The sequence below is a fragment of the Geobacillus sp. FJAT-46040 genome (assembly GCF_002335725.1).
Classification (GTDB): domain Bacteria; phylum Bacillota; class Bacilli; order Bacillales; family Anoxybacillaceae; genus Geobacillus; species Geobacillus thermoleovorans.
Window position 1 is genome coordinate 1,678,803 of the sequence record NZ_NISS01000001.1, and the last position, 25,859, is coordinate 1,704,661.

A 25,859-nucleotide genomic window follows, 5' to 3' on the forward strand; every position below is an offset into this window, starting at 1 on the left:
TTCTTCTTTCTGCTGCTGACTCCAAAAGCAAAGCCGTTATTTTCAGAGCTAACAGCCAAACAAGACGGTGCTCGATCAGCTAGACGTCGCTTTCTTCCGGAGGAAACACAGGGGCGAGTGGAACCGTCAAATCCGGTTGCCAAAACGAAACCAGCTCATCGCTTGGCCCGAAAACCGCTCGCTGCTCGAATCGTCCATCTTGCCAGCTGAGCACTTCGATCGTTCGATTGCTGGGGTCTACCATCCAATATTCATGCACCCCATATTTTTCGTATAAATAGTATTTCTGGTTTCGATCGCGCAGGGCGGTGCTTGGCGACAGCACTTCCACAACGAGATCGGGAGCCCCTTTCATTCGCCGATTCCCGATTTGCTCAACCCGACAAACGACTGATAAATCCGGCTGAACAACCGTTTTCGCCATCCGTTCCGGCTCTTCAGGATCAAGCTGAACATTAAACGGGGCAAGAATAACATGACAGCCGCGCGTCTGAAAATACGAAGCCAATGCAAGGTGCAGTTGTCCGACCACATACTGGTGCTCAAACGACGGAGACGCCAATAAATAGGGAACGCCATCGATCAGTTCCCAATTTCCTTCCCAATGTTCAATGTCGCGATACGTGTAAAACGGCTTCTCCTTCTGCACTGCGCTTCCCCTTTCACTTGCTTTTCTTTCATCTTATCACATCGCTCCAGTTCCGTCCCATATTTTTATTTTCTCGTCATGACAGAAAAAACAGCGGGCGCCCCCGCTGTCGAGTGTGTGTCAAACAAATGTTTTTCCGCACGTTGCCCTTACTCCCGCTCAATGATCGTCGCCGTCGCCATTCCGTGGCCGATGCAAATCGTCAATAGCCCATAGCGGCCGCCGCGCCGTTCCAGTTCATGAACGAGCGATGTCATGAGCTTCGCAAAAGTGGCGCCGAGCGGATGGCCAAGCGCAATGGCGCCAAGGAACGCTGATGGCTTTCGTACGCGTAGGCGTCGAGCTCCTCGCGCGTTAGGCCGTATTTTTTGGCGATCCGCTCAGCCGAGACGCCTTGGTGGATGAATTCGTATTTTTCATGCAGCGACGGCGGAATCGTCCGTTCGTTGCCATCGCTTAAAATCGGCACTTTCGTCATGCTTTCGACTCCGGCGGCGATGACCGCAATGGTGTCTGCCACGGTGTCCGCCTCCTTTACTCCTTCGCCGCATCGGCATAGCGCGCTGCCATCTCATCGCGCAGTTTCCGCTTTAAAAACTTGCCGACGCTCGTTTTCGGAATTTCATCGAGAAACACAATGTCATCCGGCAGCCACCATTTTGTAAATTGCGGGCGCAAAAAGTCGTACAGCTCTTCTTTTGTCACGCTTTTGCCTTCTTTCAGCACGACGCAGGCAATCGGGCGCTCTTGCCATTTCGGATGCGGCACAGCGACGACCGCCGCTTCGAACACCGCCTCATGGGCCATGAGCGCATTCTCCAAATCAACCGATGAAATCCATTCGCCGCCGCTTTTAATGACATCCTTCGTCCGGTCGACAATTTTCACAAACCCTTCTTCGTCCACGGTGACGACATCGCCGGTATGCAGCCAACCGTCGCGGAACGCGTCTTTCGTCCGGTCGTCGTTGTAGTATTCGGCAGCAATCCACGGCCCGCGCAAGCAAAGCTCGCCCATTTCCTGCCCGTCCCAACGAACCGGCCCGTTTTGGCCGATCACTTTCATCTCAAGCCCTGGAACAAGCAGCCCTTGCTTGGCGCGAATGTCCAGTTTCTCCTCGTACGACAGCCCGTCTTGATAGCTTTTCGGGCGCGAGACAAGCACAAGCGGGCTCGTTTCCGTCATGCCGTACGCGTGAATGAACGGAATGCCGTATTTTTCTTCAAACGCACGGATGATCCCTTTCGGCGCGGCTGAACCGCCGCAAATGACACGCGTCAGGCTGCTGACGTCATAGTTTCCTTTCTCCAACTCTTGCAAAAGCCCAAGCCAAATCGTCGGCACGCCGGCGGTGATCGTCACTCGTTCGGCGTCAATGAGCTCGGCAAGCACTTTCGGTGTAAACGCCGGGCCCGGCATAACGATCGTCGAACCGAACCAAGTAGCGGCAAACGGCAGCCCCCACGCGTTGACATGGAACATCGGTACGACCGGCATGACGACATCGCGCTCGCATAACCCTTGCGTATCAGCCAGCCCGAGCGCCATCGCGTGCAAGACGGTGCTGCGGTGCGTATACACAACTCCTTTTGGATTTCCCGTTGTCGCCGACGTATAACACATACCAGCCGGTTGGTATTCATCGAGGTCTTTCAAGAACGGAAATGTTGGATCGCCCTCGGCAAGCAGTTTCTCGTAATGATACACTGGCGACAACGTTGTTTCCGGCAGCTCGTCGGCATCGGTCATGACGATGAAAGCGCGTACGTTCGGGATCTCGTCCTTGATCGCTTCAATTGCCGGCAGCAAATCGTCATCAATCAGCAGGACGCGGTCATCGGCATGATTGATGATGTACGCGATATGCTGCGCGGAGAGGCGGATGTTGATCGTATGGAGCACCGCTCCAATGCCGGGAATGGCAAAATACGCTTCCAAATGGCGGTGATGGTTCCACGCGAACGTGCCGACGCGGTCGCCGACCTCGACGCCGAGCTGTTTCAATACGCTTGACAACCGCCGCGTCCGCTCGCCGATCTCCTTGTATGTATGGCGGACGACGCCTCCTTTCATGCGCGAAACGACTTGCTTTTTTGGGAAAAACAACTCCGCCCGCTCAAGCATCATGGAAATGTTTAACGGTGTTTTCATCATCGGTCATTCCTCCCCCTTTACCAAATGCACATGTTCATTGACTTTAGGCGGCTCCCCGCCGCCCCATTGGCCGTCCGGCCCATGTGCGGCCGTCCATGCGCCGCCCGGCTGCAGCCGAACGAGATGGCGGAGCCGGCTGTCAGCAAACAGCGCCTTCGCCTCATCCGGCTCACCGAGCACGGCGGCATCAAGCACTTTCGGATGTTCGTACAACACGTCCTCGACTTCGCGCGGATAGACGTTTTCCCCGCCGCTGATCACCATGTCATCGACACGGTCGGCGACATACAAGTAGCCGTCTTCATCAAGGTAGCCGAGATCATCCGAATGATACCATCCTTTGTACAGCGCTTTTTCCGTCGCTTCCTCGCGCTTGTAGTAGCCGGCCATCATGCACGGCCCGCGCATCACAATTTCGCCGACTTCATATGGCGGCAGCACCTCGTCCGGGTCGGACGGCCCGTCCTCACGCGCACGGACGACGCGGATTTCATGGTTCAGGCAGGCGCGCCCAGCGGAACCCGGTTTCTTGAGCTGCTCATCTTCAAGCAAAAACGTCACCGCCGGTCCCATTTCCGTCATGCCGTACGCTTGCACAAGCCCGATGCCAAGCCGCTCTTGGAATTGTCTGACAAGCGCCGGGGCCATCGGAGCGGCGCCGTACAAGCCAAGACGGAGCGACGACAAGTCGTAATCGCTTACATTTTCCTGAAGGATCATGTTCCACATCGTCGGGGCGCCGAATAAAACCGTAATCCGCTCCCGCTCAATCGTTTCGAGCACGAGCCTGGCGTCAAAATGGTGCAAAATGACGCTCGCCGCTCCGGCGTGCACGCGCGGCAGCAAGCAGCAATGCAGCTCGGCGCAATGGAACAGAGGCGCTGCCGCCAGTCCGCGGTCCGTCTCGCGGATGCGCATCACCCCATGGCAAAGGACGCTTTGCTCGATCATGTCGCGGTGACGGTGCATCACTCCTTTTGGACGTCCCGTTGTGCCGCTTGTATACATAATGGCGTACAAATCACCCTCTTCCACCCGAACGGACGGCGCTTCCTCCCGGGCCCGCTCCGCCTGTTCATGGGCGCTTTTGGCAAACGGCGGCGGATCGCGATCGATCGACCAAAAGGCGATGCCCCCATTGTTTATGTATTCGCTCTTTTGGCCGGCATTCCTCTTTTTACGGCACAAAAAAAACGAAAAGGAGACCCCTTTCGTTTTACGCATGGAAGACGAAATCGCGGTCGCGGATCGTCATCAGCTCTTTTTTGTCATAGCGCCCTTCGTGCAGAAGACGGACCGCCTGCTTGCGGATCGCTTTTTCGATCAAATTGCGCACATAGCGGCCGTTGCTGAATTTGAGGCGTCCGGCGGTCTCAAGCGTCCCCTCGAGGTGGACGTACAGTTTCCGCTCGGCTTCCGGCGTCATGTCGTATTCGCGCTCACGCAGCATTTGTTTGGCGATTTGCACGAGCTCTTCGACGGTATAGTCCGGAAACTCGATCGTCAGCGGAAAGCGCGACGGCAACCCTGGGTTCAACGATAAAAAATAGTCCATTTCTTTCGGATAGCCGGCTAAAATGACGACCAAATCGTCGCAATAGTCTTCCATTCCTTTCACAAGCGTATCGATCGCTTCCTTGCCAAAGTCTTTTTCCCCGCCGCGGGCGAGCGAATACGCCTCATCGATAAACAAAATGCCGCCGCGCGCTTTTTTGATCAAATCGCGCGTTTTGCTCGCCGTATGCCCGATATATTCCCCCACCAAATCGGCCCGCTCAGCCTCAATAAAGTGTCCTTTCGACAGGACGTTCATCTCAAAAAACAGTTTGCCGAGCAGGCGCGCCACCGTCGTTTTTCCCGTGCCGGGATTGCCTTTAAAAATCATATGGAGCGCCTGGCGGTTCGCTTTTAAGCCGTTTTCTTTGCGCATCCGGTTAATGTACAGCCAGGCGTAAATTTCCTTGACAATTTTTTTGACATGATCGAGCCCGATCAATTGGTCAAGTTCTTTCTGGATGTTGCGAAGCGCCTGATGCTCTTCGCCGTCGAGCCAATCGTTCCGCTCGTCTTTTACTAAATGGTTGACCGTTTTCGAATTGAGCACAATATTAATTTGCCCTTTCGCCTTGTTCATCGTCAATTCCGACAAAGGGCGTCACCTCGCTTCCCGTTTTCTGTCATCCGCACACGTTCCGCATTCGCTGCCGGCGCCTCGCGCTTTTGCTATTAGTATACGTACGCCGCCGCCGATCCGTGACAATCGCCCAAGCGAACAACCGGCCGGTCGCAGCGGGAAAAGTTTGTATATTTTTATTCAAAAAAACAGCCGTTTACGCATTCAAATTGAAAAAGCCGCTCAGATCAACGGAACAGCGGAACGGGAACAAGGTGCAGACCGACGGGCATCGAAAAAGACGCCCCCCATTAGGAAAGGCGTCTTCTCTCGGCGGCGTATGTACCGTCGGCATTACTGGTGCTCGGTTTCAAACTGGATGTTCCGCTCCGGCGCAAACGTTGAAATGGCGTGTTTGTAGATGAGCTGTTGTTTTCCTTGCACTTCCAAAAGCACGGTAAAATTGTCAAATCCTTTAATATACCCGCGCAGCTGGAAGCCGTTCAATAAGAAAACCGTCACTTGGATGCTTTCTTTGCGCAGCTGGTTTAAAAACTGGTCTTGAATATTGATCGTATTTTTCATCAAACGTCCTCCTCTTTTCTCTCTAAGGATATAATTATATATTCGCTTCAAGTTGAAGCTTTCCTGCTACATAGCGAGAAATTTCCTCCACCTTGGCGGCGAACTGCCCAGCGTCGGTCATGTCAAACCATTTCACCGGCATTTGGTTGCGAAACCAAGTGAGCTGCCGTTTCGCATAGCGGCGCGAATTTTGTTTCAGCAGCTCAATCGCTTCATCAAGGGAAACGCGGCCGTCAAAATAGTCGTACAGCTCCTTGTAGCCGATGGCTTGCACCGCCTGGCAGTCGCGCAGGCCGCGGTCATAAAGCGCCCTCGCCTCTTCGATCAACCCTGCGGCGATCATCTCATCGACCCGCTCGTTGATGCGGCGGTAAAGCGCCTCCCGCTCCGCCGTCAAGCCAACAATGGCCGCCTCATACAAAAGCCGCTTTGACTGCCCTTGCTGCCACTCGCTGAACGGCTTTCCGGTGCAATGATACACTTCTAAGGCGCGGATGACGCGGCGGATGTTGTGCGGATGAATGCGGGCCGCACTTATTGGATCAACCGCCTCAAGCCGCCGGTGAAGCGCTTCGGCTCCTTGCTCGGCCGCCAGCTGTTTGAGCGCCCGGCGGTACGCTTCGTCGGAAGGGGCGGCGGAAAATTGGTAATCGTAAAGGGCTGCCTGAATGTACAGCCCGGTGCCGCCGACGATGATCGGCAGCCGGCCGCGCGCCGAAATCTCGGTGATGAGCGCACGGCAAAGCCGCTGAAATTCGACGACGGAAAACGGTTCGCACGGCTCTTTGATGTCCAGCAAATGATGCGGGATTCCTTCCATCTCATCGGGCTTCACTTTCGCCGTGCCAATGTCCATCCCTTTATAAATTTGCATCGAATCGCCGCTGATGACCTCTCCGCCCAGCTTTTTCGCCAACGCGATGCCGAGCTTCGTTTTGCCGACCGCCGTCGGCCCGACGATGACGGCGACTTTTTCAGCCATAGCGCGTCACTGCTTTCTGTTGTGGGACTTGTGTCAACCATCATTATACATAAAAACAGCTGTGCATGGAACCATTTCTTTCATACGTTTTCGCCATCCACAAATCGTTTTATACATGGCAGCGCGAAAAATCGCCTTTCTTCCCTTTCGCCATAACCATATGGAAAAAAATGGGGCTGACCCAAAACGCGAATGCGTTTTGGGATCAGCCCCCACTTTTTTGCCTCAAATATAGAAGAATCGCCCTTTTTTCTGGTAGAATAGAGTCACCAAAACCACTACCACCGAAAGAAGGGCGATTCGTTTATGAAACATGATCATATTTCCTTTAAAGAGTATACCATGGACAACCTCTCTTTGCCAAGCAACATCGCCGATCTCATTCCACGGGATAACATGGCCCACGTGGTTCATGAGATGGTTGAACGCATCCCGATGGAGACGTTTCTTGCTTACTACAAAGGAGGGGGCGCCTCCGCCTATCATCCGAAAATGATGACCAAAATCCTCCTTTACGCTTACACCCAAAAAATGTATCATGGCCGTGAGATTGCACGGCAGCTCGAAGTCCACCTTCCCCTCATGTGGCTAAGTGGATTTCAAAAGCCGGACTTCCGCTCCATCAATCGGTTTCGTTCGGAGCGGATGAAAGACCTGATTGACGACCTGTTCCGGGAAATGAGCACGCTGCTCGTGGCCGACGGCTATGTCAAGATGGAAGATTATTTTGTGGATGGAACGAAAATTGAAGCGAATGCCAACCGGTACACCTTCGTTTGGCGCAAATCGGCTGAGAAGTACCAGGAGAAACTCCAAGCCAATGTCGATCGGCTGATTGCCCAGATCGAGGCGATCGTGGAAGAAGAAAAGGCGGAAGACATCGACCCTTCGCCGGCCTTTACGTCAGAAGAAATCCGAAAGAAAACCGAGGAGTGGGAAAAACGGTTGGAGGCCGAGCCGGACAACCAACCGTTGAAGAAGGCCATCAAGAAGATGAAGGAGGACTACTTGCCCCGCAGTGAAAAGTATGAACACCAACTCCATGTATGCGGGGATCGCAACAGCTATTCCAAGACCGATGTGGATGCCACCTTCATGCGGTTGAAGGAGGATCACATGCGAAGCGGCCAGCTCAAGCCGGCCTATACCGTACAGGTGGGTTCTTCCGGCCAATTTATGTTGGGGTATTCCCTTCATCAGAGGCCGGGCGACACTCGTTGTCTTCTCCCGCAGTTGGAGACCGTTCGAGATAAGTACGGCGTGGAACCCGAACGTTTGATCGCTGACGCGGCTTATGGCTCGGAAGAGAACTACGTGAAGCTGGAAGAGAAGCACATATCGGCCTTGATCAAGTACCATACGTATGAGAAGGAGAACACGCGCAAGGTCAAGAAAAATCCGCATCATCAGCAGAATTGGACCTATGTGGAAGAAGAAGACGTTTGGATTTGCGCCAATGGGAAAAAGCTGGTTCGCACCGGAACTTCGAAACAGACCACGGAATCAGGATACACCTCGGTCACCCGACACTACCAATGCCATGAATGCGAAGGATGTCCGTTCCGTTCGGCCTGCACGACTTCCAAGTATGGACGAACCACGCAATGGAACCCCGTCTATCATGAACAAAAACAGAAAGCCCGCGAACGGTTGGAGAGTGAAGAAGGGCAAGCCCGATACCGCCAACGCCAAACCGACATTGAGAGTGTATTTGGGCAAATCAAACAAAATCGCGGGTTTCGTCGCTTTGTCCTGCGAGGCCTCCAAAAAGTTTCCATCGCATGGGGGCTGGTTTGTGCTGCCCACAATCTTCTCAAAAAAGCCGCTAGGGACAAGCAATTGTCCTTGGTGGCGTAAATGAGGGGGAGAACAGAGTCGGAATTTTGTTCCGTTTGGTAAAATATACAAAAACCAGAGAGGGCTGACTCCAAAAGTCCGCTTTTTGGCGGACTTTTGGGTCAGCCCCATCATAATGAAAACTTGTTGACAATCGCCTGCAAATCGTCCGCCATTTTCGAGAGCGACGCGGCCGAAGCTGAAATTTCCTCCATCGAGGCCAGCTGTTCCTCGGTCGCCGCCGACACCTCCTGCGCACCGGCCGATGTCGACTTGGTCACGTCGGCGACAAGCCGGACGGAGCGCACCATTTGCTCCGAAGAAGAGACCATGTCGCTGACCGTGGTGGATACGTCGCGGATTTGCGCCGCAACTTCGTCCACGGCGGCGCGAATGCGGGTGAACATTTCTCCCGAGGCGCGAATGACGTTCGTTCCGGCCGTCACTTCGTTGACGACCGACTCCGTCGATTGGACGGCATGGACCGTTTCTTCTTGAATGGCAGCGATCAATTCCGCGATTTGCTGCGCCGATTGGGCCGATTGCTCGGCGAGCTTCCGCACTTCGTCAGCAACGACGGCAAAGCCGCGCCCGTGCTCGCCGGCGCGCGCCGCCTCAATCGCGGCATTTAACGCAAGCAAATTCGTCTGCGCCGCAATATTGCGGATCGCTTCGATGATGGAGCCGATTTGCTCGGAACGGTGGCCAAGCCCTTTAATGAGGTCAGCCAGCCGCTCGACCGTATCGTTCACTTTGTTCATTTGCGCGACGCCCGCCTCGATCGTTTGCCCGCCCTCAGCCGCTTGTCTCGACGCCTCACTAGCGATGGCGGACACGCTTTGCGCCCGTCCGGAAATTTGCTCGATTCTCTCAGACATCAAATCGACGGCGGCGGACGTTTCTTCCACGCTTTGCATTTGCTTGTTCATGCCGGAAGCAACGCCCTGAATCGTCATGGCGATTTGCTCGGTCGCCTTGCTCGTCTGTTCGGCGCTCGCTGCCAGCTCCTCCGACGAAGCGGCGACTTGCTCGGCGTTTTGCGCCACTTCCTTTAGCACTTCGCGCAAATTTTGGGCCATTTGTTCAAACGAAGCGGCCAGCTCGCCGATTTCGTCCCGGGTGCGGACGCCGATTTTCGTCTTGGTCAAATCGCCGGCAGCGATCCGACCAGCCGCATCCGACAGCACCAATAGCGGGCGGGAAAGCGAGCGGCTGATGAAATAGCTGACAGCCGCCCCGACCGCCACCACCAACACACCGACGATGACGATCAGCCGGCGAACGGCAGCCGCCGATGCGCTCGCATGATCATTAGCTTCCTTCATTTCCTGCTCCTGGAGAGCGGCCAATTGATGCGCCTTTTCACCAAATTGGGTTGCTAAGCCGCGCCCTGTTGTGGTCAAAAGGGCGATGTACTGCTCCGGTTTGTTTTGCGCTTTTAAGTCGAACATTTTTTGCCCAAGTTCGTAAAACTGCTGTTCAAGCAAATCGAGCTCGGCAAGCTGCTGTTTCATTTCTTCCCGCGTCAGCTTCGCCGCAAGCTTTTCGCTTATTTTCTTGTACTCCTCACGCGCTTTTTCAAAGTTTTTCCTTAACGTCTCATCGCCAGTCAACAAATAGCCGCGCATGCTGCCGAATTGGCGTTGGATGAGCACCTCCAGCTCCTTGACGTTGACGAGATTCGACACCTGTTTGTCAATGATATCGGTATATATACCGTTCAGTTTGGAAATTTCGTAATAAGAAAACCCGACTAGCAGCGCGATCAACACATAGACAAGGCCAAACCCAGCCTGCAGTTTTCTGCGCACGGTCATTTTCATGTTCATTGGCAAATCCTCCTTTTTAATCACCTATGAATATCTTACTGTAGTTGAGCAATTTTCATTACAATAACCCGTGGTGCTATATATATGCTCATTGAAAAGTTAACCTTCGTATAAGTGGTTCCCACTCCGGTTATACTGCTCCTAAGGAAAAGCATGGAAAAGGAGCGGAATTCTGCATGAAACGTCTCAAAATCACCAACGATCACGGATGGACACCTCGGACACTTCGCAAACAGGAACGGAAAATCAAAAACACCCTTCTTCGCCAACGGGTGATGGCGGTTCGCCTGGTCATGGAAGGCTATTTGGGTAAAGAGGTGGCCTCCATGGTCAACGTGTGCCGACAAACCGTTTCCCATTATGTGTCGCTGTTCAACGAAGGCGGTCTGGAGCTCTTGCTTCATCGGGATTTCGCCCCCGGGCGGGAGCCGTTTCTCACCGAAGAACAGCAGGAAGAGATCAAACAGCTTGTGTTGACCACCACTCCCGTAGAACTGGGCTGGGACGTCGCTTCGGCGTGGAACACCAAACTCCTGCAATCCTATGTCGAAAAGCACTTCGGTGTTTGCATTTCCCGCGAAGCGTTGCGAAAACTCCTGCACCGCAAAGGGCTGTCGTGGACACGGCCGACCTACACATTGGCGAAAGGCGATCCGGATCGACAAAAGAATTTTGAGAAACAGATCGACTTCATAAAAAAAACTTAATGGATCCTGATTCGGTCTTGTTGTACCTTGATGAAACACATATCCGCTCTTACCATGTCTTGCGGTCCACATGGTCGGAAGTCGGCCACCAAAAACAAGTGCCGACGTTCGGCCATCATGCCCACGTATCGCTGTTTGGCGCGGTCAACATCCACGATGGCGAAACGGTGCTTCATCAAACGACCGCTGCCAATGCCGCGACGTTCTTGGATTTCTTGAGAATGCTCAAAGAGCGCTATCCGGACCGTCTCATGGTTTTGGTGTTGGATAACGCCCGCATTCACCATGCCAAAATGGTCAAGGAGTTTTTGCGGGAAGAAGGACAGTGTTTTCACTTTATTTACCTTCCTCCCTATTCGCCACAGCTGAACCCGATCGAACGCTTATGGAAATGGCTGAAAGATACGGTGATTGCCAATGTCTTTCACAAGGATCGCCACGATATCATTCAAGCCATTACTCGGTTTGTCCACTACATCCACGAACGTCCGGAGGAAGTGCTGCAACGCTTAGGGTGTGCAGGATGACTGAGAAGTTAACTCTTCATGTTGCATGTATATAGTTGGAGGGCGAATAGTTACATTATAATTTTATCATACGGTTTTTATTCCTTTAATTACCATATGATAAAAATAATTCCTACTTTTTTGCTAAAATTCGACAAGCCCATCATCTTGTGTGCCTGCGTAGGGGCCTGTCACTTGTTGAAGGCTATTCCATCAACGAAGTGATGGAAACTATATAGATAAACTTGAGCAAGCATAAAAATAGCCCTTGCTGGCGGATCTCCTGTAGAATGAAAGTGCGACCTGCCATTCGAAAGGAGAATCCCCATGCAAGAGCACTTTCATTTTACTACAGATCGAGCCAAGATTGAGAAGCAATATGCCGCCATTTTCGTTTTTGTTTCTGCTCAATTTTCATGCATTCAGGTGCATCTTCATCGTCGAAATCGCCATTTGGTCAAGCAAGGCTGTACGAAGAATACCAAATGGCGCTTTGGACTCCGTCTCGAAAAAACCAGAAACATCGTGCGTCTGAGACATGGGAGCAGTGGATCCAACAAAAACGCAAAGTGATCGAGACGGTGTTCTCGGTTCTGGTTGACCACTATCGCATCACGGGGATCCGAGCCAATTCGATTATCGGATTTGAAGTGGCACTAGACGGTATATTGTTAGCTTATTCCCTGGTTACACTTGGGCTAGTTGAGCGCTAAAGCTCAACTAGCACCACGGGTTATATATTTGTACTTGTTGCTGTTTTTTGTTGCCTTAAAAGCAGAAAGCCTCAAAACCGCTAACCCGTTTTCCGCGGCATCATCCTGCATCTTTTTTGGATTCGGCTTTCACTCGCACGAGCAACAAAAAAGCTGTTCACCGAAGCGCCTAAGGCTTCGTACGAACAGCTGCGTTAATCGTCTTTCATTTAGTTGATGACCCGAACCGCTTTTACATACCGCGTTTTCCAATAGGATGACGTCAGCGACGAATACGTGACACCGAGCGAAACGGTGGCGTTGATCATTTGCCCGTTGCCAGCATAAATGCCGACGTGGTTGATTGTGCCGTTCGAATCGGTATCAAAAAAGACGAGATCGCCTTTTTGCAACTGGCCAAACGACACCGTTCTTCCCGCTTGCGCCTGAGCGATGGATGTGCGCGGCAGCGAAATGCCGACTTCGCCAAAAACGCGCATCGTAAACGATGAGCAGTCAAACACATCGGTGCGCGACGGGCTTGCTCCGTACAAATAACGCGCCCCTAAATATTTTTCCGCAATATCGATGATTCGGTCGGCAAGCGATGCGGACGACTCAGTGGCAGCCGAGTTGGCGGCCGATACTTGCTGCTTGGCCTCCCGGACATCAGTCATTCCGCCCGCCACTTTAATGGCTTGGCCAATGCGGATGGTGTTCGGGTTTGTAATTTGTGGATTCAGTGCCAATAGACGGTCGACCGTCGTGCCGGATTGCCGGGCAATCTTCCAAAGCGTATCGCCTTTTTGCACCGTATAGCTCGCCGCCGATGCCGCGTGGCCGGCCAACAAGGAACCGATCAACGTGCTTGTCAATATAACCGTTTTTTTCATGCTGCATCCCCCTATGACGTCGATGTATCTATGTTTATACAAAATTCGCTATCACTCTACAAAATTCACCACGTATTCCTACACATGAGCCATTATAGTAAAATCAAAGCAATCCGTCTGTAACAGAAAGAATAAAAGTAGATTACAAAACGATTACAAAAAGCGCCCCCTTTGTCGCACAAAGGGGGCGCAGGCTACATCACCCGTTTAAATAGTTTTTCAATTTCATATGTCGAAAAATGAACGATGATCGGCCGGCCGTGGGGACAAGTAAATGGGTCCGTCGTCTGCCGCAGCGCCTCAAGCAAAGCGAACAGTTCATCCTGGCGCAAATGTTGGTTTGCTTTAATGGCGCGCTTGCAACTCATTAAGATCGCCGCTTGTTCGCGCAATTGCTTGATGTCGACCGTTTTGGCCGCCAACACTTGTTCGATCATTTCCTCGATGATTTCCCTTTCTCTCCCTTTCGGAAACCACGTCGGATGGGAGCGAACGAGAAACGCCCGCGGCCCAAACGGCTCAAGAAACACGCCGCAGTGCGCCAGCTCATCGCGGCAGGCGGCGATCCGCTCGTACTCGTCGGCTGGATATTCAAACATCAACGGAACGAGCAGCTCCTGCACTTCCTTCGTGGCTTCGCCGAGTTTTTCCCGGAAATATTCATAGTTGATCCGCTCTTGAGCCGCATGCTGATCGATCATATACAGCCCATGTTCGTTCTCCGCCAAAATGTACGTCCCATGCAATTGTCCAATCGGATAAAGCGGCGGCAGGCGATCGGCCGCCGCTTTATCCTCCGCTTGCCCATCTGTCGGCAAGCGGGGAGAGCACCGCTCTTCTCCCTCCTCTTCCTCCTGCTTTCGCTCGAAAGCGGGCCCATGTTCGTCCAGTATTCCACATTCATCCGTCTGCACAGCCGCGGATGGCCGCTCAGCCGGTGCGTCACCGGTTAGCGGCGCAAGAGGGGCGGTCGCATCTTCCCCGCCGCCGATGTCGCTCGATAAGACAGACGGCTCGCGGACGCGATGAGTGAACGTCCAAGCCGCCTGCTCCGCCTTTGGTTTTGCCATCTTGCTGTCGGCAGATACGGACGGAATGAGCGTCCGCTTGCGAAATGCCTGGCGGATGGCGTCTGTGACGAGCTCATTCAGCTCTGCTTCCTTGCTAAAGCGGACTTCGAGCTTTGCCGGATGGACGTTGACATCGACAAGCACCGGATCCATTTCAATGGATAAAAACACAATCGGATAGCGGCCGATCGGCAAGAGCGTATGGTAGCCGGCTTCAATCGCTTTCATGAGCGGCACGCTGCGCACATAGCGGCCGTTGACAACAAGCGAGATGTAGTTGCGCGAGGCGCGCGTCACGTCCGGCGGCGAAATGTAGCCGCGAACGGTAAAATCGAGCGATTCCGCTTCGATGGGGATCATTTGCCTCGCCGTCTCGGCGCCGTAAATAGCGGCGAGCACGTGCCGGACATCGCCGCTGCCATTGGTGGCAAGCAATGTTTTGCCCTGGTGGCGGAGGCGAAATGATACGTCCGGATGGGCGAGCGCTAGCCGGTTGACGACGTCGGCCGCATGGCCGAGCTCGGTGTGGATCGTTTTCATATATTTCAAGCGCGCTGGGGTGTTGAAAAACAAGTTCGATACGGTAATATCCGTTCCTTTGCGCCCCGCCGCCCGCTCGCGGGAGACGAGTGCGCCGCCTTGAAGCACAAGCTTCGTTCCCGGTCCGCTGCCCGTGCCGGTCGTCAGCTCCACTTCGGATACAGAAGCGATGCTCGGCAGCGCCTCACCGCGGAACCCGAGCGTGCGGATGCGGAACAAATCGTGCTCGTCATGAATTTTGCTTGTCGCATGGCGTTCAAAAGCGAGCAAGCAGTCGTCTTCCTCCATGCCGTCGCCGTTGTCGATGACGCGGATTTTCGCCATTCCCGCCTCTTCAAGCTCGATGTTGATGACCGTACTATGGGCATCAATGGCGTTTTCCACCAACTCCTTGACGACCGAAGCCGGCCGCTCGACGACCTCGCCGGCGGCGATTTTGTTTGCCAGCAGGTCATCGAGCTTGCGGATGCGTCCCATCGGGCCTCCCTCCTTTACTTGAGGAGCTTTTGCAGTTCATACAGTTTGTTGAGCGCCTCAAGCGGCGTCATCTCGAGCAAATTGATCTCTTTCAGCGCCGCGAGCGCCTTTTTCTCTTTGCTTGAAAGAGGCGGCTCCACAGGCGCCGGGGCAAGGTCAGGAAACATGCTCAGCTGCTCAAACGCCGCTTCCGCCAAAACGCCCTCCCGCGCCGCGCCGGCTGACGGACGGGAGGCCTTCTCGCGCTCAACCTTGCTGCCGACGTCTAACGCTTCGTTCCCCTGAAAAGCCAAACCCGCTTCCGCCAAAGCGCCATCGTCCATCCTGCCTGCGGCGGCTTCCTGTTTTCCCGCCGCTTTCTCCAGTTCCGCTAAAATGGCCCGCGCGCGTTCAATGAGCGAAGCCGGCAGCCCGGCCAGTTCGGCGACGTGAATGCCGTAGCTCTTGTCGGCCGGCCCGTCGGCGATTTGATGCAAAAAGACGACTTTGCCGTTTTCCTCGATGGCGCGGGCATGGACGTTCGAAAGCCGCGGGAGCGAACGCTCCAAGGCGGTGAGTTCATGGTAGTGGGTGCTAAATAGTGTTTTCGCGCCGATATGGTCGTGAATGTACTCAATGATCGCCTGGGCGAGCGCCATGCCGTCGTACGTCGATGTGCCACGCCCGATTTCATCAAACAAAATGAGGCTGTTTTGTGTCGCATGAGCGATGGCGTGGCGCGCCTCCAACATTTCGACCATAAACGTGCTTTGTCCTGCCGACAGGTCGTCAGCAGCGCCGATGCGGGTGAACACTTGGTCAAAAATGGGCAGCACCGCCCGCTCGGCGGGAACGAAACAGCCGATTTGCGCCATGACGGCGGTGAGCGCCACTTGCCGCATGTACGTGCTTTTTCCAGCCATGTTCGGTCCAGTGATGAGCAGCATTTCCCGCTCGCGGTTCATGTAGCAGTCATTCGGCACGTACATTTGCGCGCCGAGCACTTTTTCGACAACCGGGTGGCGGCCGCCTTGAATCACCAAGACGCGCTCCGTGGAAAACTGCGGACGCACGTAGCGATACTCGTCGCTGATCGTTGCGAATGATTGAAGCACATCAAGCTCGGCAATGGCTTTCGCCAACGTCTGCAGGCGCGGGATGTATTGCTTCACCTGCTCGCGAATGGCGACAAACAGTTCATATTCGAGTTCGATGCTTTTTTCTTCCGCCTCCAAAATGAGCGCCTCTTTTTCCTTCAACTCCGGGGTGATAAACCGCTCGGCGTTGGCGAGCGTCTGCTTCCGCTCGTAACGTCCTTCCGGAACAAGGGGGAGATTGGGCTTTGTCACTTCAATATAGTAGCCAAACACTCGGTTGTAGCCGACTTTGAGCGATTTGATGCCGGTCGCTTCCCGCTCCTTCGCCTCAAGTTCAGCGATCCACGCCTTGCCGTTGCGGCTCGCATCGCGGTAGCGGTCGAGCTGCTTGTCATATCCGTCTTTGATGAGGTTCCCTTCTTTGACGGAAAGCGGCGGCTGTTCTTGAATCGAGCGCTCGAGCAAATCGACGAGCTCTTCGCACGGGTCAAGGCGCTCGCACAGCTTGTCCGCTTCAGCGAGCGGCAGTGCGCCGACCGTCTGGCGGAGCGCCGGCACTTGAAGAAGCGACTTTTTCAGCTGCACGAGATCGCGGGCATTGGCGTTGCCGTAGGAGACACGGCCGACAAGGCGCTCAATGTCGTAAACGCCGCGCAGCCTGTCGCGCAGCTCCTGCCGTTCAAAATAGCTCGTTTTCAACGTTTCCACAAAATCGAGGCGCCGTTCGATTTCGCGCCGATCAATGAGCGGCCGGTCCAGCCATTGTTTTAAGAGCCGCCCACCCATCGCTGTCACCGTTTCATCCAGAAGCCATAACAACGAGCCTTTCCTTCCTTTTGACCGCACCGTTTCGACCAATTCCAAATGCAGCTTGGAATGTCGGTCCATTTTCATATAGTGGTCAACTTGATACAACTCAGCCGGCTGCAAATGATCGAGCCGCCGCTTTTGCGTGCGGACGAGGTAATGAAGCAAGCGGGCTGCGGCCTGCCGCAGCTTTTCTTGCGCCACATGGCCGATGACGCCGTTCCATTCGTCGCATAGAGATGTGTCGTCCTCATAAGAGACCGCCGCCCCGTACCGCTCTTTCAGCTCGCGCACCCACTCTTCGCCGCTGTCTGTGGCAACGATGATCTCCCGCGCTCCAACGGCGTGCAATTCGTTTGCCGCTTCCTCCCACGAAGAAAGAAGCGTCAACCGGACCTCGCCGGTCGACAAATCGGCGTAAGCCAATCCGTATGTACCATCAGCAAACGGCGTGAGCGCCGCCAAGTAGTGGTTTTCCTTCTCGGTGAGCCCTTTGCCTTCCATGAGCGTCCCTGGGGTGATGAGCTGCACAACTTCGCGGCGAACGACGCCTTTGGCCGTTTTCGGGTCTTCGACTTGTTCGCAAATGGCGACTTTATATCCCTTTTCGATTAACTGCTCAATATATCCTTGCGCCGAATGGTACGGCACCCCGCACATCGGCACCCGTTCATCGCCGCCGCCATCGCGGCTTGTTAATGTAATTTCCAGCTCTTGCGCCGCCTTGATGGCGTCGTCAAAAAACAGTTCGTAAAAATCGCCAAGCCGGAAAAATAAAAACGCGTCCGGATATTGCGCTTTAATGTGCAAATATTGCTGGATCATCGGTGTGTACGATGGCATCGCTTCTCCCCAACCTTTTCGGCCCGAAGGCTCGTTGATTGCGCTACTATTATAACAAGCGGCAAAAGAAAAAACTAGGAAAGAAATTTCCTAGTTTTATTCTTCTTCGCCAAGCAGCAAATCTGGGCTTAAATCTTCTAATTCTTCATCAAGGTCATCCTCGTCGCAAAAATCGTCGTCCTTGCCGCATCCTTCCGGATTGATGGCAACGCACACCTTCGTTTCGCCGATCACTTCGGCGACAAACTCCCGCTCAACATCGACAACGATTTTATTGCCGTTTGGCGAAATCGTGCATTCGAGGCAGTTCGGCTGCTGGATGACGCGGACGATGACATCGGTGTCATCGCTGATTAAATTATCTTTGTCGCGATATTTTAATTTGACGACGTCCGTATACGACACCGTTTCGGTGACGACTTCGGTTTTTGTATTGTGGTTGTACGAATACCAGACGTTGATGTCATAATGGCCGTGAATTTCGACCGTTTTATCGCATTTTTTCGCTTCATAACGGTGGTTGATGATCCAGCAGCCAAGAATGCTTGACGGGCGGTTCGGCGCCGTCACCGTATGGGTCGATTGTGTAAACTTGCGGCCTTTGCCGACAACGGCTTTCGTAATAATTTCTCTGTATTCAGACATCGAACGGAACCCTCCTCAAATGAATCTTCATTTCATCCTATGCGCCATCTCCGCTAATGTGCACAGCAAATGAATCATTATTCCGTATAGTTCATTGTATGCGCCTGCTCCGTTCGATGTGCCTTCTTTTTTGCCGCCAGGCAGCCGCCCGTGGTTTGGGGGAAGGGAGAGCGCGCCCATAAGAAAAAAAGCGCCCCGAAGGACGCTTTTGAGCCGCATGCCATTAATGGCAGCCGCCGTGTTTGTTGTAGCGAAGCGCGGCGCCGGTTTCGCCGCGCAGCACGTCGCCGCCCGTCGAAGCGAGAATTTCATCGGTCACCGTATTCGAAATCGTCGAGGCGACGAGCTGAAGCAGGTCGTTCACATCGGATTGGGACTGCTGGAATTCGCTGACGATCGGAATTTGCGACAACTCTTCGTAAATGGCGTCAATTTTGGCCTCAACCTGTTTCAGCGCTTCATGTTTTCCGTAATGCTGAAGGTTGACCGCTTGCTTTTGCAACGATTTCAGCTCGTTGATCAACGTGCGCACTTTTTCGTTTTGGTGGATTTTTTCTTCCGCTCGTTTGAAAAAGTCGACTTCTTCCGTTTCGGCGATCATTTTCGCCAGCTGCTTCGCCTGGGCCAAGATATCATCCCGCGTATATTTTGCCATGTTCGTTCACCTCGATCGCTTCATTGACTAGCTCGCCCGTCAGCGTCCACGTCTTTGCCTGCGTAATGCGCACGTTGACCAATTGGCCAATGAGCGATTTGGGGCCGACGAAGTGGACGAGCTTGTTTTTGCGCGTATAACCCGCCAATACGTCCGGATTCGTTTTGCTTTCGCCTTCCACAAGCACTTCGACGACTTGCCCTTCGTATTGCTTCATTTTCTTGGCCGCGATTTCCTGAACAAGGTCGTTGAGACGCTTGAGCCGCTCTTTTTTCACTTCCATCGGCACGTTGTCCTTCATGTTCGCCGCCGGCGTGCCTTCGCGCGGTGAATAGATGAACGTGTAGGCCGAGTCAAATTCGACTTCACGGTAAAGCGACAGCGTTTCTTCAAACTGCTCGTCCGTCTCGTTCGGGAAGCCGACGATAATATCCGTCGTCAACGCGACATCCGGAATGGCGGCTTTGATTTTGCGAACGAGCTCCAAGTACTCCTCGCGCGTATATTTGCGGCCCATCATTTTTAAAATTTCCGTGCTGCCCGATTGCACCGGCAAATGGATATGCTCAACCAAGTTGCCGCGTTTGGCGAGCACTTCGATGAGCCGGTCGTCAAAGTCGCGCGGATGGCTCGTTGTGAAGCGGATGCGCGCAATGTCAATTTTGCGCAGCTCATCCATTAAATCGCCAAGGCCGTACTGGATGTCGGTGAAATCTTTTCCGTAAGCGTTGACGTTTTGCCCAAGGAGCGTAATTTCTTTATAGCCTTGGGCGGCGAGCTGGCGCACTTCTTGGATGATGTCTTCCGGACGGCGGCTTCGCTCTTTGCCGCGCGTGTACGGAACGATGCAGTACGTGCAAAACTTGTCACAGCCGTACATAATGTTGACCCATGCTTTAATCTTCCCTTTGCGCACTTTCGGCAAGTTTTCAACAACGTCGCCCTCTTTCGACCATACTTCGACGACCATTTCTTTCGACATGTACGCCTCATGCAAAATGTACGGCAGGCGATGGATGTTGTGCGTGCCGAAAATAAGGTCGACGTATTGGTATTGCTTTAAAATTTTCTTGACAACCGATTCTTCTTGCGACATACAGCCGCACACGCCGAGCAATAAGTCCGGGTTCGTCGTTTTGAGCGGCTTTAAGTAGCCGAGCTCGCCAAACACTTTGTTTTCCGCGTTTTCACGGATCGCGCACGTGTTGAGCAAAATGACGTTTGCCTCTTCCGGACGGTCGGTCGGCTCATAGCCGAGCGCCATGAAAATGCCGGCCATCACTTCCGTATCGTGCTCGTTCATTTGACAGCCATACGTGCGGATGTAAAACTTCCGTCCGCGCCCCATGCCGCGAAACTCTTCAGGAATCGAAAAGTCTTTGACGTACTTGACTTCCTCTTTGCCGCGTTTCTTCGCCTCTTTTAAATTCGGCGGGAGAAACACGCTCGTGAAATATTTCTCATAGTCTTTCGTCGTTTTTTCTTTCAGCCGGTCCAAGGCGGATTTTCTGTCCGCTGGATGGCTTTCGGTTTTGATTTGTCCCGTTTGCTCCAAACGTTGTTTTTCGTTCATAGCAATCTCCTTTCTTCACAAAATCATTCGATCATCCGAGACGAGCGGCCGCCGTTTCCTGTGCAGCCGGCCTCGCCTCGGCAAATTTCTTCCAACCACACACTACCATAGTATATCGCGAGCGGCAAGGAAACACAATGGGGTTTGTTCCGGAGGACCGGAACATGTCATGATAACAAAAAACACCCAATGAGGCAAGCCTCCATCGGGTGCAAATTGTTTCCATTTTTACATAAACTCTGCTACGAGTTCGGCGAACTTTTCTTTGCTCATTTTCAGCTCCGCCTCGGCAAGCGGCGCCTCGCTGTAGCCTGGCACAAGCTCTTGGTACGACTTTTGTTCTTTGTTTTGATAAATGATCCCGGTGACGAGCCCATCGTATTTCATGACCGTCTGCATCGCCATCTCCCGGTCGGACGGGTCGTATCCTTCGATGTCGCTCACCTTGATGAGCCGCTCTTTGAACCACTCGTACGTATTCACTTTGTTGTACGTCACGCACGGGCTGAAGACGTTGATGAGCGCAAAGCCTTTATGCTTGACGCCTTCCTCAATCAAGCTCGTCAATTCTTTTAAATCGCTTGAGAAACCTTGCGCGACAAACGTCGCTCCGGCGCTTAACGCGATCTCGAGCGGCGACAAAGCCGGCTCGATCGACCCGTGCGGCGTGCTTTTTGTTTGGAAGCCGGCAGCACTGCGCGGCGATGTTTGTCCTTTCGTCAACCCGTAAATTTGGTTGTCCATGACGATGTATGTGATGTCGATGTTGCGGCGAATGGCATGAACCGTGTGCCCCATGCCGATCGCGAATCCGTCGCCATCCCCGCCGGCGGCGATGACCGTCAAATCGCGGTTCGCCATTTTCACTCCTTGCGCCAGCGGCAAAACGCGGCCGTGCGTGCCGTGAAAGCCGTAAGAGTGAATGTAGCCGGAAATGCGGCCCGAGCAGCCGATCCCGGAAATGACCGCGAGTTCGTGCGGCTCCAACCCGAGATTGGCGGCCGCGCGCTGGATGGCGGCCTGCACGGAAAAGTCGCCGCACCCCGGACACCAGTTCGGTTTCACATCATTGCGGAAATCTTTAAAGGTGGCCATTGCGCTAACAACTCCTTGCATTTAGTATAGACGTCGCCCGGCAAGAACGGATTGCCGTCGAATTTTAAGACGCTGGCGATTTTATCAGCGTGCCCGACGTTCATTTTCAACAAGTTCGCCAGCTGCCCGGTGGCGTTTTGCTCGACGACGACGACTCGTTTCGCTTTCTCGATAAGCGGCCGCACGTCGTCAACCGGGAACGGATGAAGCAGACGGATGTGCGCATGGTTGACTTTGACGCCATCTTGCTCGAGCCGCTCCATCGCTTCTTCAATGGCTCCGCGCGTCGATAAAAAGCCAACAAGGAGCAAATCCGGTTCTTCGTGGCGGAGTTGTTTGTGCACCGGCGTCGGGAAGTGGATGTGCTCGAGTTTGCGCATCCGTTTTTCCATTTGCGCCCGGCGGTTTGCCGCCGTCTCTGACGGGCGGCCTGTTTCGGCGTGTTCGACCCCGGTGACATGGTGGATGCCGTATTTTGTTCCCGGCAGCACCCGCGGCGAAACACCGTCCGGCGTGATTTCATACCGTTTGAAGTTGTCTTTGTCCGGAAGCGGCGGCAGCTCACCATTCATCAGCTTGCCGCGGCGGATCTCGATCCGATCGTAATCAAGCGGCTCAACCGTCTGCTTGCCGAGCGACAGCTGCAAATCCGACAGGAAAATGACCGGGCATTGGTATTCCTCAGCTAAGTTGAACGCTTCCGCCATATCGTAAAACGCTTCTTCGACCGTGCTTGGCGCCATGACAATTTTGGGAATTTCCCCGTGCGTGCCATAGATCATCGCGAGCAAATCCGACTGCTCTTGCTTTGTCGGCAAGCCGGTGCTTGGACCGCCTCGTTGCGTGTCAACCACAACAAGCGGTGTTTCCGTCATCCCAGCTAGTCCGATCGCTTCGGCCATAAGCGACAACCCGGGTCCGGCGGAAGCGGTGAACGCCCGCACGCCCGCATAGTTGGCGCCGATCGCCATCGTACAGGCTGCGATTTCATCTTCTGTCTGGATGACCGCGCCCCCAAAATCCGGCAGCTTTTTAATCAAATACTCCATAATCTCCGAAGCTGGGGTGATCGGATAGGCGGCCATAAAGCGCGCCCCGCCGGCAATGGCGCCCAAGGCGATGGCATCGTTGCCAATCATGAACATTCGCCGTTTGCCGTCGGCTTTGGCTAGTTTCATCGTTTTCGTCGAACCATCGAGCTGCTCTTTCATATATTGCGCTCCAGCGCGAATCGCTTCCATGTTTTTCTCAACGACTTGCGCCCCTTTGCGCCCAAATGTATCCACAACAACACTTTCGAACACGGCGGCGTCCAAATCGAGCACCGCACTTGTCGCGCCGATGGCAACCATGTTTTTCATCAGCGGATTGCCAAGCTGTGTAGCGATATCGGTGAACGGAACGGCGTAAAGCGCCACTCCTTTTCCTTCCGGAATCACTGGATTGAATTTGGCGTCCGCAATGACGATGCCGCCGTCACGCAGCTCGTGGAAGTTGAAGTCGATTGCCTCTTGGTCGAACGCCACCAAGATGTCCAAATCATCAGCGACCGCCCGCACCGGTTTCGTGCTGACGCGAATTTTGTTGTTCGTATGACCCCCTTTGATGCGTGAAGAAAAATGGCGGTATCCATATAAGTAATATCCGAGGCGGTTCAGCGCTGTGGAAAAAATTTCCCCTGTACTTTCAATTCCTTCCCCTTGCTGGCCGCCTACCTTCCATGACAGCTGTTCGATCATGAATTACACCCCTTTATATTCACTCCAGCCTTTCGCTACTATTGTACCACTTTTCTGACAAGGAAACTACCATTTTGAACGCCTTTTTCAGCCGGCGCCGCGGATGCCCTGTCTCCTATTCTAGGATACGCAGAGCCGATACTCAGTGATATTCGTCACTCCGGCAAATGGGCGTAGAAGTTGCCGAATAAAAAGCGGGATACTTGCTCGGTGGAGTAATGCTTGTACAACTCGTTGACAAGCCGCGCATATTCCCTTACCGTTCCAAGGCCGGCGACCGTCTCCGTGATGCCATCGAAGTCGGAGCCAAACCCGACGTTGTTTTCCCACCCGAGCGCGCATATATGGTCGAGATGGCGAAGCACATCAGCGATCATCGCCTCGTTTTTCTTCGCCGTCAAAAAATACGGAACGAAATTAATGCCGATCATGCCGTCTTTTTCGATCAACGCTTTGATCTGCTCGTCGGTTAAGTTGCGTGGATGTGGGCATAGACGATGCACGTTGGAATGGGAAGCGATGGGGAACCGAGCCATCTCGATGACATCCCAAAACGCTTTCTCCGATAAGTGGGACACATCGACCCATCGTTTTGCTTCATTAAGAAGTGCAACGACTTGCCGGCCAAACGCCGTCAGCCCGGCGCCGCGCTTCTCCCACGCTCCGTCAGCGACAGCGTTCGGGAAGTTCCATGTCAACCCTACGGAAGCGACGCCGAGGCGGAGGAGCGTCTTTAGCTTGACAAGGTTGACGCCGATGGCGTCGCACCCTTCCAGCGTCAACATGGCGCCGACTTCCTCTTTTTTAAGGGCGGCGATATCCCGTCTCGTCCGCACGAACTTCACAGACGGAAACGCATCGATAATGCGGGCAAAGAAGATGTCCACCATCTCCAGCGCAACAGTGAACCGGGCTTCCTCCGGCACCGTTTCCGGTATGTAGATGGCAAAGCATTGCACTTTCACCCCTGCTTCCGCCATCCCGGAAAGAGTGACGTGAAGCGAAGCTCCGTCGTAAAACGACAGAGACCGATCTTGCCATAACTTCATCAACACATCGCAATGTGCATCGAAGATCATTCCGTTCCCCCCTTGAAAAAGCAAAAATAACCTGCCTGCCTTCGCAGCCGAAGGCGCCAACAGGTTATAGCCGCCATTGTCTGATCATCCAGTTAACGAGGTTCGACAATCAATTTGATCGCTGTCCGCTCTTCTCCGTCGATGATAATATCCGTAAACGCCGGAATGCAAATCAAGTCCATGCCGCTCGGTGCCACAAACCCTCGTGCGATCGCTACTGCTTTAACGGCTTGGTTCAGTGCACCTGCGCCGATCGCTTGAATTTCCGCTGCGCCGCGCTCGCGCAACACCCCGGCAAGTGCACCAGCTACAGAGTTCGGATTCGATTTTGCTGAAACTTTTAATATTTCCATTCCTAGCTCCTCCCTCGTTTCCTTGGAAAATGATTTCGGTAAAAGGTCTTCATTGTAACTATATTCACTGTTTCGACAACTATTCCTGCATGGGAGGAGGACATTTTAAAAAAATTTTAAAAGATGGACTATTCAAAATAAGGGTGGTCATCGTTAATGATCAACCGTTCAATGCGAAACGCCCGTCCGCTTTTTTCGTCTACATCAACAAAGACGGCATTCAATTGGCTTCGTCCTTCCTTGACGTCGAAACGAACTGGCAGCCCGGTTAAAAATTTGCGCAGCACCGCCTCTCGATCGACGCCTAAAATGCCGTCGTATGGACCGGTCATGCCAACGTCGGTAATGTACGCCGTCCCTCTTGGCAAAATGCGGTTATCGGCCGTCTGGACGTGTGTATGCGTGCCGATGACCGCGGATACGCGGCCGTCTAAGTACCAGCCCATCGCCTGTTTTTCACTCGTCGCCTCGGCATGGAAATCGACGATGATGACCGGCGTGCGCGCGGAGGCGGCGGCGATCAGCTCGTCCGCCTTTTGAAATGGGCAGTCAATCGCCGGCAAAAACGCCCGCCCTTGCAAATTGATGACCGCCGCTTCGCCATGCTCGGTCGGCACAAAGACGATGCCTTTTCCCGGCGTGCCGGGCGGGTAATTCGCCGGGCGAATCAATGCCTTCGCCTGATCGATAAACTCAAAAATATCGCGTTTGTCCCATGCGTGATTGCCCAACGTGATCACATGAGCCCCCCAAGCGAGAAGCGCCCGGTAAATCGGTTCGGTGATTCCTTTCCCGCCGGCGGCGTTTTCGCCGTTGATCACAACAACGTCCGGCCGATGTTTTTCCTTCAGCCTTGGCAAATAGTGCTCCACCATTTTTTGCCCCGGCAAACCGACGACGTCGCCGATAAATAAAATTCTCATCCCTGATCCCTTTCTAAACGAAAAATATCGCCTTGCGC

Annotated in this window: 20 protein-coding genes and 4 pseudogenes; 5 read left to right on the forward strand and 19 right to left on the reverse strand. The window is 53.7% G+C overall.

Features of this window, described 5'->3' with window-relative positions:
* Positions 1 to 79: 79 nt before the first annotated feature.
* The 7 genes and pseudogenes from CD000_RS08870 to miaA form a co-directional block, all read right to left on the reverse strand.
* Positions 80 to 649 (reverse strand): Uma2 family endonuclease, encoded by a 570-nt coding sequence (locus tag CD000_RS08870; RefSeq protein ID WP_050368544.1) that lies wholly within the window; start codon positions 647 to 649, stop codon positions 80 to 82.
* Positions 650 to 798: 149 nt separating this feature from the next.
* A pseudogene (locus tag CD000_RS08875) lies at positions 799 to 1,199 on the reverse strand (thiolase family protein); the annotation flags it as partial.
* Positions 1,184 to 2,803: a long-chain fatty acid--CoA ligase gene (locus CD000_RS08880; RefSeq protein ID WP_096225482.1), complete on the reverse strand. Its 1,620-nt coding sequence runs from the start codon at positions 2,801 to 2,803 to the stop codon at positions 1,184 to 1,186. The gene CD000_RS08880 and the pseudogene CD000_RS08875, both read right to left, overlap by 16 nt.
* Before the next feature lie 3 nt (positions 2,804 to 2,806).
* Positions 2,807 to 3,934 (reverse strand): annotated as a pseudogene (locus tag CD000_RS08885) (AMP-binding protein); the annotation flags it as partial.
* Positions 3,935 to 4,019: 85 nt separating this feature from the next.
* Positions 4,020 to 4,952, reverse strand: a complete 933-nt coding sequence (gene spoVK, locus CD000_RS08890) for a stage V sporulation protein K (RefSeq protein ID WP_033012147.1) — start codon at positions 4,950 to 4,952, stop codon at positions 4,020 to 4,022.
* A 318-nt stretch (positions 4,953 to 5,270) separates the two neighbouring features.
* Positions 5,271 to 5,501, reverse strand: a complete 231-nt coding sequence (gene hfq, locus CD000_RS08895; RefSeq protein WP_096225483.1) for an RNA chaperone Hfq — start codon at positions 5,499 to 5,501, stop codon at positions 5,271 to 5,273.
* 34 nt (positions 5,502 to 5,535) lie between these two features.
* Positions 5,536 to 6,483 carry a tRNA (adenosine(37)-N6)-dimethylallyltransferase MiaA gene (gene miaA, locus CD000_RS08900; protein ID WP_096225484.1) on the reverse strand — a complete coding sequence of 316 codons (948 nt, stop codon included), beginning with the start codon at positions 6,481 to 6,483 and terminating at the stop codon, positions 5,536 to 5,538.
* Positions 6,484 to 6,789: 306 nt separating this feature from the next.
* On the opposite strand from miaA, the gene CD000_RS08905 reads away from it, so the two are divergent.
* Positions 6,790 to 8,340, forward strand: coding sequence for an IS1182 family transposase (locus tag CD000_RS08905; RefSeq protein WP_198962498.1), 1,551 nt, complete (start codon positions 6,790 to 6,792; stop codon positions 8,338 to 8,340).
* 110 nt (positions 8,341 to 8,450) lie between these two features.
* Here the strand turns inward: CD000_RS08905 and CD000_RS08910 are convergent, their stop codons facing one another.
* Positions 8,451 to 10,148, reverse strand: coding sequence for a methyl-accepting chemotaxis protein (locus CD000_RS08910; protein WP_096225485.1), 1,698 nt, complete (start codon positions 10,146 to 10,148; stop codon positions 8,451 to 8,453).
* 176 nt (positions 10,149 to 10,324) lie between these two features.
* Between CD000_RS08910 and CD000_RS19415 the strand changes: the two genes are divergently transcribed.
* From CD000_RS19415 to CD000_RS08925, 4 genes and pseudogenes are all read left to right on the forward strand, one after another.
* Positions 10,325 to 10,855, forward strand: a complete 531-nt coding sequence (locus tag CD000_RS19415; protein ID WP_014195313.1) for an IS630 family transposase — start codon at positions 10,325 to 10,327, stop codon at positions 10,853 to 10,855.
* Complete coding sequence (locus CD000_RS19420; protein WP_143425238.1) at positions 10,855 to 11,382, forward strand: IS630 family transposase; 528 nt, start codon at positions 10,855 to 10,857, stop codon at positions 11,380 to 11,382. The genes CD000_RS19415 and CD000_RS19420 overlap by 1 nt, the downstream gene beginning before the upstream one ends.
* Positions 11,383 to 11,688: 306 nt before the next feature.
* Positions 11,689 to 11,826 (forward strand): annotated as a pseudogene (locus tag CD000_RS19655) (IS982 family transposase); the annotation flags it as partial.
* Positions 11,820 to 12,074, forward strand: a pseudogene (locus CD000_RS08925) (IS982 family transposase); the annotation flags it as partial. The pseudogenes CD000_RS19655 and CD000_RS08925, both read left to right, overlap by 7 nt.
* A gap of 209 nt (positions 12,075 to 12,283) precedes the next feature.
* Here CD000_RS08925 and CD000_RS08930 read toward each other — a convergent pair.
* From CD000_RS08930 to CD000_RS08985, 11 genes are all read right to left on the reverse strand, one after another.
* Positions 12,284 to 12,946 carry a C40 family peptidase gene (locus tag CD000_RS08930; protein ID WP_096225486.1) on the reverse strand — a complete coding sequence of 221 codons (663 nt, stop codon included), beginning with the start codon at positions 12,944 to 12,946 and terminating at the stop codon, positions 12,284 to 12,286.
* A gap of 194 nt (positions 12,947 to 13,140) precedes the next feature.
* On the reverse strand, positions 13,141 to 15,033 hold the full coding sequence (gene mutL, locus CD000_RS08935; RefSeq protein ID WP_096225487.1) for a DNA mismatch repair endonuclease MutL: 1,893 nt from the start codon (positions 15,031 to 15,033) through the stop codon (positions 13,141 to 13,143).
* Positions 15,034 to 15,047: 14 nt separating this feature from the next.
* Positions 15,048 to 17,759, reverse strand: a complete 2,712-nt coding sequence (mutS, locus tag CD000_RS08940) for a DNA mismatch repair protein MutS (protein ID WP_013523438.1) — start codon at positions 17,757 to 17,759, stop codon at positions 15,048 to 15,050.
* 96 nt (positions 17,760 to 17,855) lie between these two features.
* On the reverse strand, positions 17,856 to 18,404 hold the full coding sequence (locus CD000_RS08945; RefSeq protein WP_011230804.1) for an outer spore coat protein CotE: 549 nt from the start codon (positions 18,402 to 18,404) through the stop codon (positions 17,856 to 17,858).
* A 223-nt stretch (positions 18,405 to 18,627) separates the two neighbouring features.
* Positions 18,628 to 19,059: a YlbF/YmcA family competence regulator gene (locus CD000_RS08955; RefSeq protein ID WP_011230803.1), complete on the reverse strand. Its 432-nt coding sequence runs from the start codon at positions 19,057 to 19,059 to the stop codon at positions 18,628 to 18,630.
* Entirely contained in the window at positions 19,037 to 20,632 is a 1,596-nt protein-coding gene (gene miaB / locus CD000_RS08960) for a tRNA (N6-isopentenyl adenosine(37)-C2)-methylthiotransferase MiaB (protein WP_011230802.1), read from the reverse strand. Before miaB ends, CD000_RS08955 begins: the two co-directional genes overlap by 23 nt.
* Before the next feature lie 228 nt (positions 20,633 to 20,860).
* Entirely contained in the window at positions 20,861 to 21,727 is an 867-nt protein-coding gene (locus tag CD000_RS08965) for a 2-oxoacid:ferredoxin oxidoreductase subunit beta (protein ID WP_011230801.1), read from the reverse strand.
* Positions 21,694 to 23,466 carry a 2-oxoacid:acceptor oxidoreductase subunit alpha gene (locus tag CD000_RS08970; RefSeq protein ID WP_096225489.1) on the reverse strand — a complete coding sequence of 591 codons (1,773 nt, stop codon included), beginning with the start codon at positions 23,464 to 23,466 and terminating at the stop codon, positions 21,694 to 21,696. Before CD000_RS08970 ends, CD000_RS08965 begins: the two co-directional genes overlap by 34 nt.
* A gap of 155 nt (positions 23,467 to 23,621) precedes the next feature.
* Complete coding sequence (locus CD000_RS08975; RefSeq protein WP_096225490.1) at positions 23,622 to 24,545, reverse strand: dipeptidase; 924 nt, start codon at positions 24,543 to 24,545, stop codon at positions 23,622 to 23,624.
* 92 nt (positions 24,546 to 24,637) lie between these two features.
* Positions 24,638 to 24,898, reverse strand: coding sequence for a stage V sporulation protein SpoVS (spoVS, locus tag CD000_RS08980; RefSeq protein ID WP_003251598.1), 261 nt, complete (start codon positions 24,896 to 24,898; stop codon positions 24,638 to 24,640).
* Positions 24,899 to 25,026: 128 nt separating this feature from the next.
* Positions 25,027 to 25,821, reverse strand: a complete 795-nt coding sequence (locus CD000_RS08985; protein WP_011230798.1) for a TIGR00282 family metallophosphoesterase — start codon at positions 25,819 to 25,821, stop codon at positions 25,027 to 25,029.
* Between the last annotated feature and the right edge of the window lie 38 nt (positions 25,822 to 25,859).

Coding starts and splice junctions, on each gene's coding strand:
- CD000_RS08880 (WP_096225482.1), bottom strand. CDS start 2,803: ATGATGAAAACACCGTTAAACATTTCCATGATGCTTGAGCGGGCGGAG.
- hfq (WP_096225483.1), bottom strand. CDS start 5,501: ATGAAAAATACGATCAATATTCAAGACCAGTTTTTAAACCAGCTGCGC.
- miaA (WP_096225484.1), bottom strand. CDS start 6,483: ATGGCTGAAAAAGTCGCCGTCATCGTCGGGCCGACGGCGGTCGGCAAA.
- CD000_RS08905 (WP_198962498.1), top strand. CDS start 6,790: ATGAAACATGATCATATTTCCTTTAAAGAGTATACCATGGACAACCTC.
- CD000_RS08910 (WP_096225485.1), bottom strand. CDS start 10,148: ATGAACATGAAAATGACCGTGCGCAGAAAACTGCAGGCTGGGTTTGGC.
- CD000_RS19415 (WP_014195313.1), top strand. CDS start 10,325: ATGAAACGTCTCAAAATCACCAACGATCACGGATGGACACCTCGGACA.
- CD000_RS19420 (WP_143425238.1), top strand. CDS start 10,855: ATGGATCCTGATTCGGTCTTGTTGTACCTTGATGAAACACATATCCGC.
- CD000_RS08930 (WP_096225486.1), bottom strand. CDS start 12,946: ATGAAAAAAACGGTTATATTGACAAGCACGTTGATCGGTTCCTTGTTG.
- mutL (WP_096225487.1), bottom strand. CDS start 15,033: ATGGGACGCATCCGCAAGCTCGATGACCTGCTGGCAAACAAAATCGCC.
- mutS (WP_013523438.1), bottom strand. CDS start 17,759: ATGCCATCGTACACACCGATGATCCAGCAATATTTGCACATTAAAGCG.
- CD000_RS08945 (WP_011230804.1), bottom strand. CDS start 18,404: ATGTCTGAATACAGAGAAATTATTACGAAAGCCGTTGTCGGCAAAGGC.
- CD000_RS08955 (WP_011230803.1), bottom strand. CDS start 19,059: ATGGCAAAATATACGCGGGATGATATCTTGGCCCAGGCGAAGCAGCTG.
- miaB (WP_011230802.1), bottom strand. CDS start 20,632: ATGAACGAAAAACAACGTTTGGAGCAAACGGGACAAATCAAAACCGAA.
- CD000_RS08965 (WP_011230801.1), bottom strand. CDS start 21,727: ATGGCCACCTTTAAAGATTTCCGCAATGATGTGAAACCGAACTGGTGT.
- CD000_RS08970 (WP_096225489.1), bottom strand. CDS start 23,466: ATGATCGAACAGCTGTCATGGAAGGTAGGCGGCCAGCAAGGGGAAGGA.
- CD000_RS08975 (WP_096225490.1), bottom strand. CDS start 24,545: ATGATCTTCGATGCACATTGCGATGTGTTGATGAAGTTATGGCAAGAT.
- spoVS (WP_003251598.1), bottom strand. CDS start 24,898: ATGGAAATATTAAAAGTTTCAGCAAAATCGAATCCGAACTCTGTAGCT.
- CD000_RS08985 (WP_011230798.1), bottom strand. CDS start 25,821: ATGAGAATTTTATTTATCGGCGACGTCGTCGGTTTGCCGGGGCAAAAA.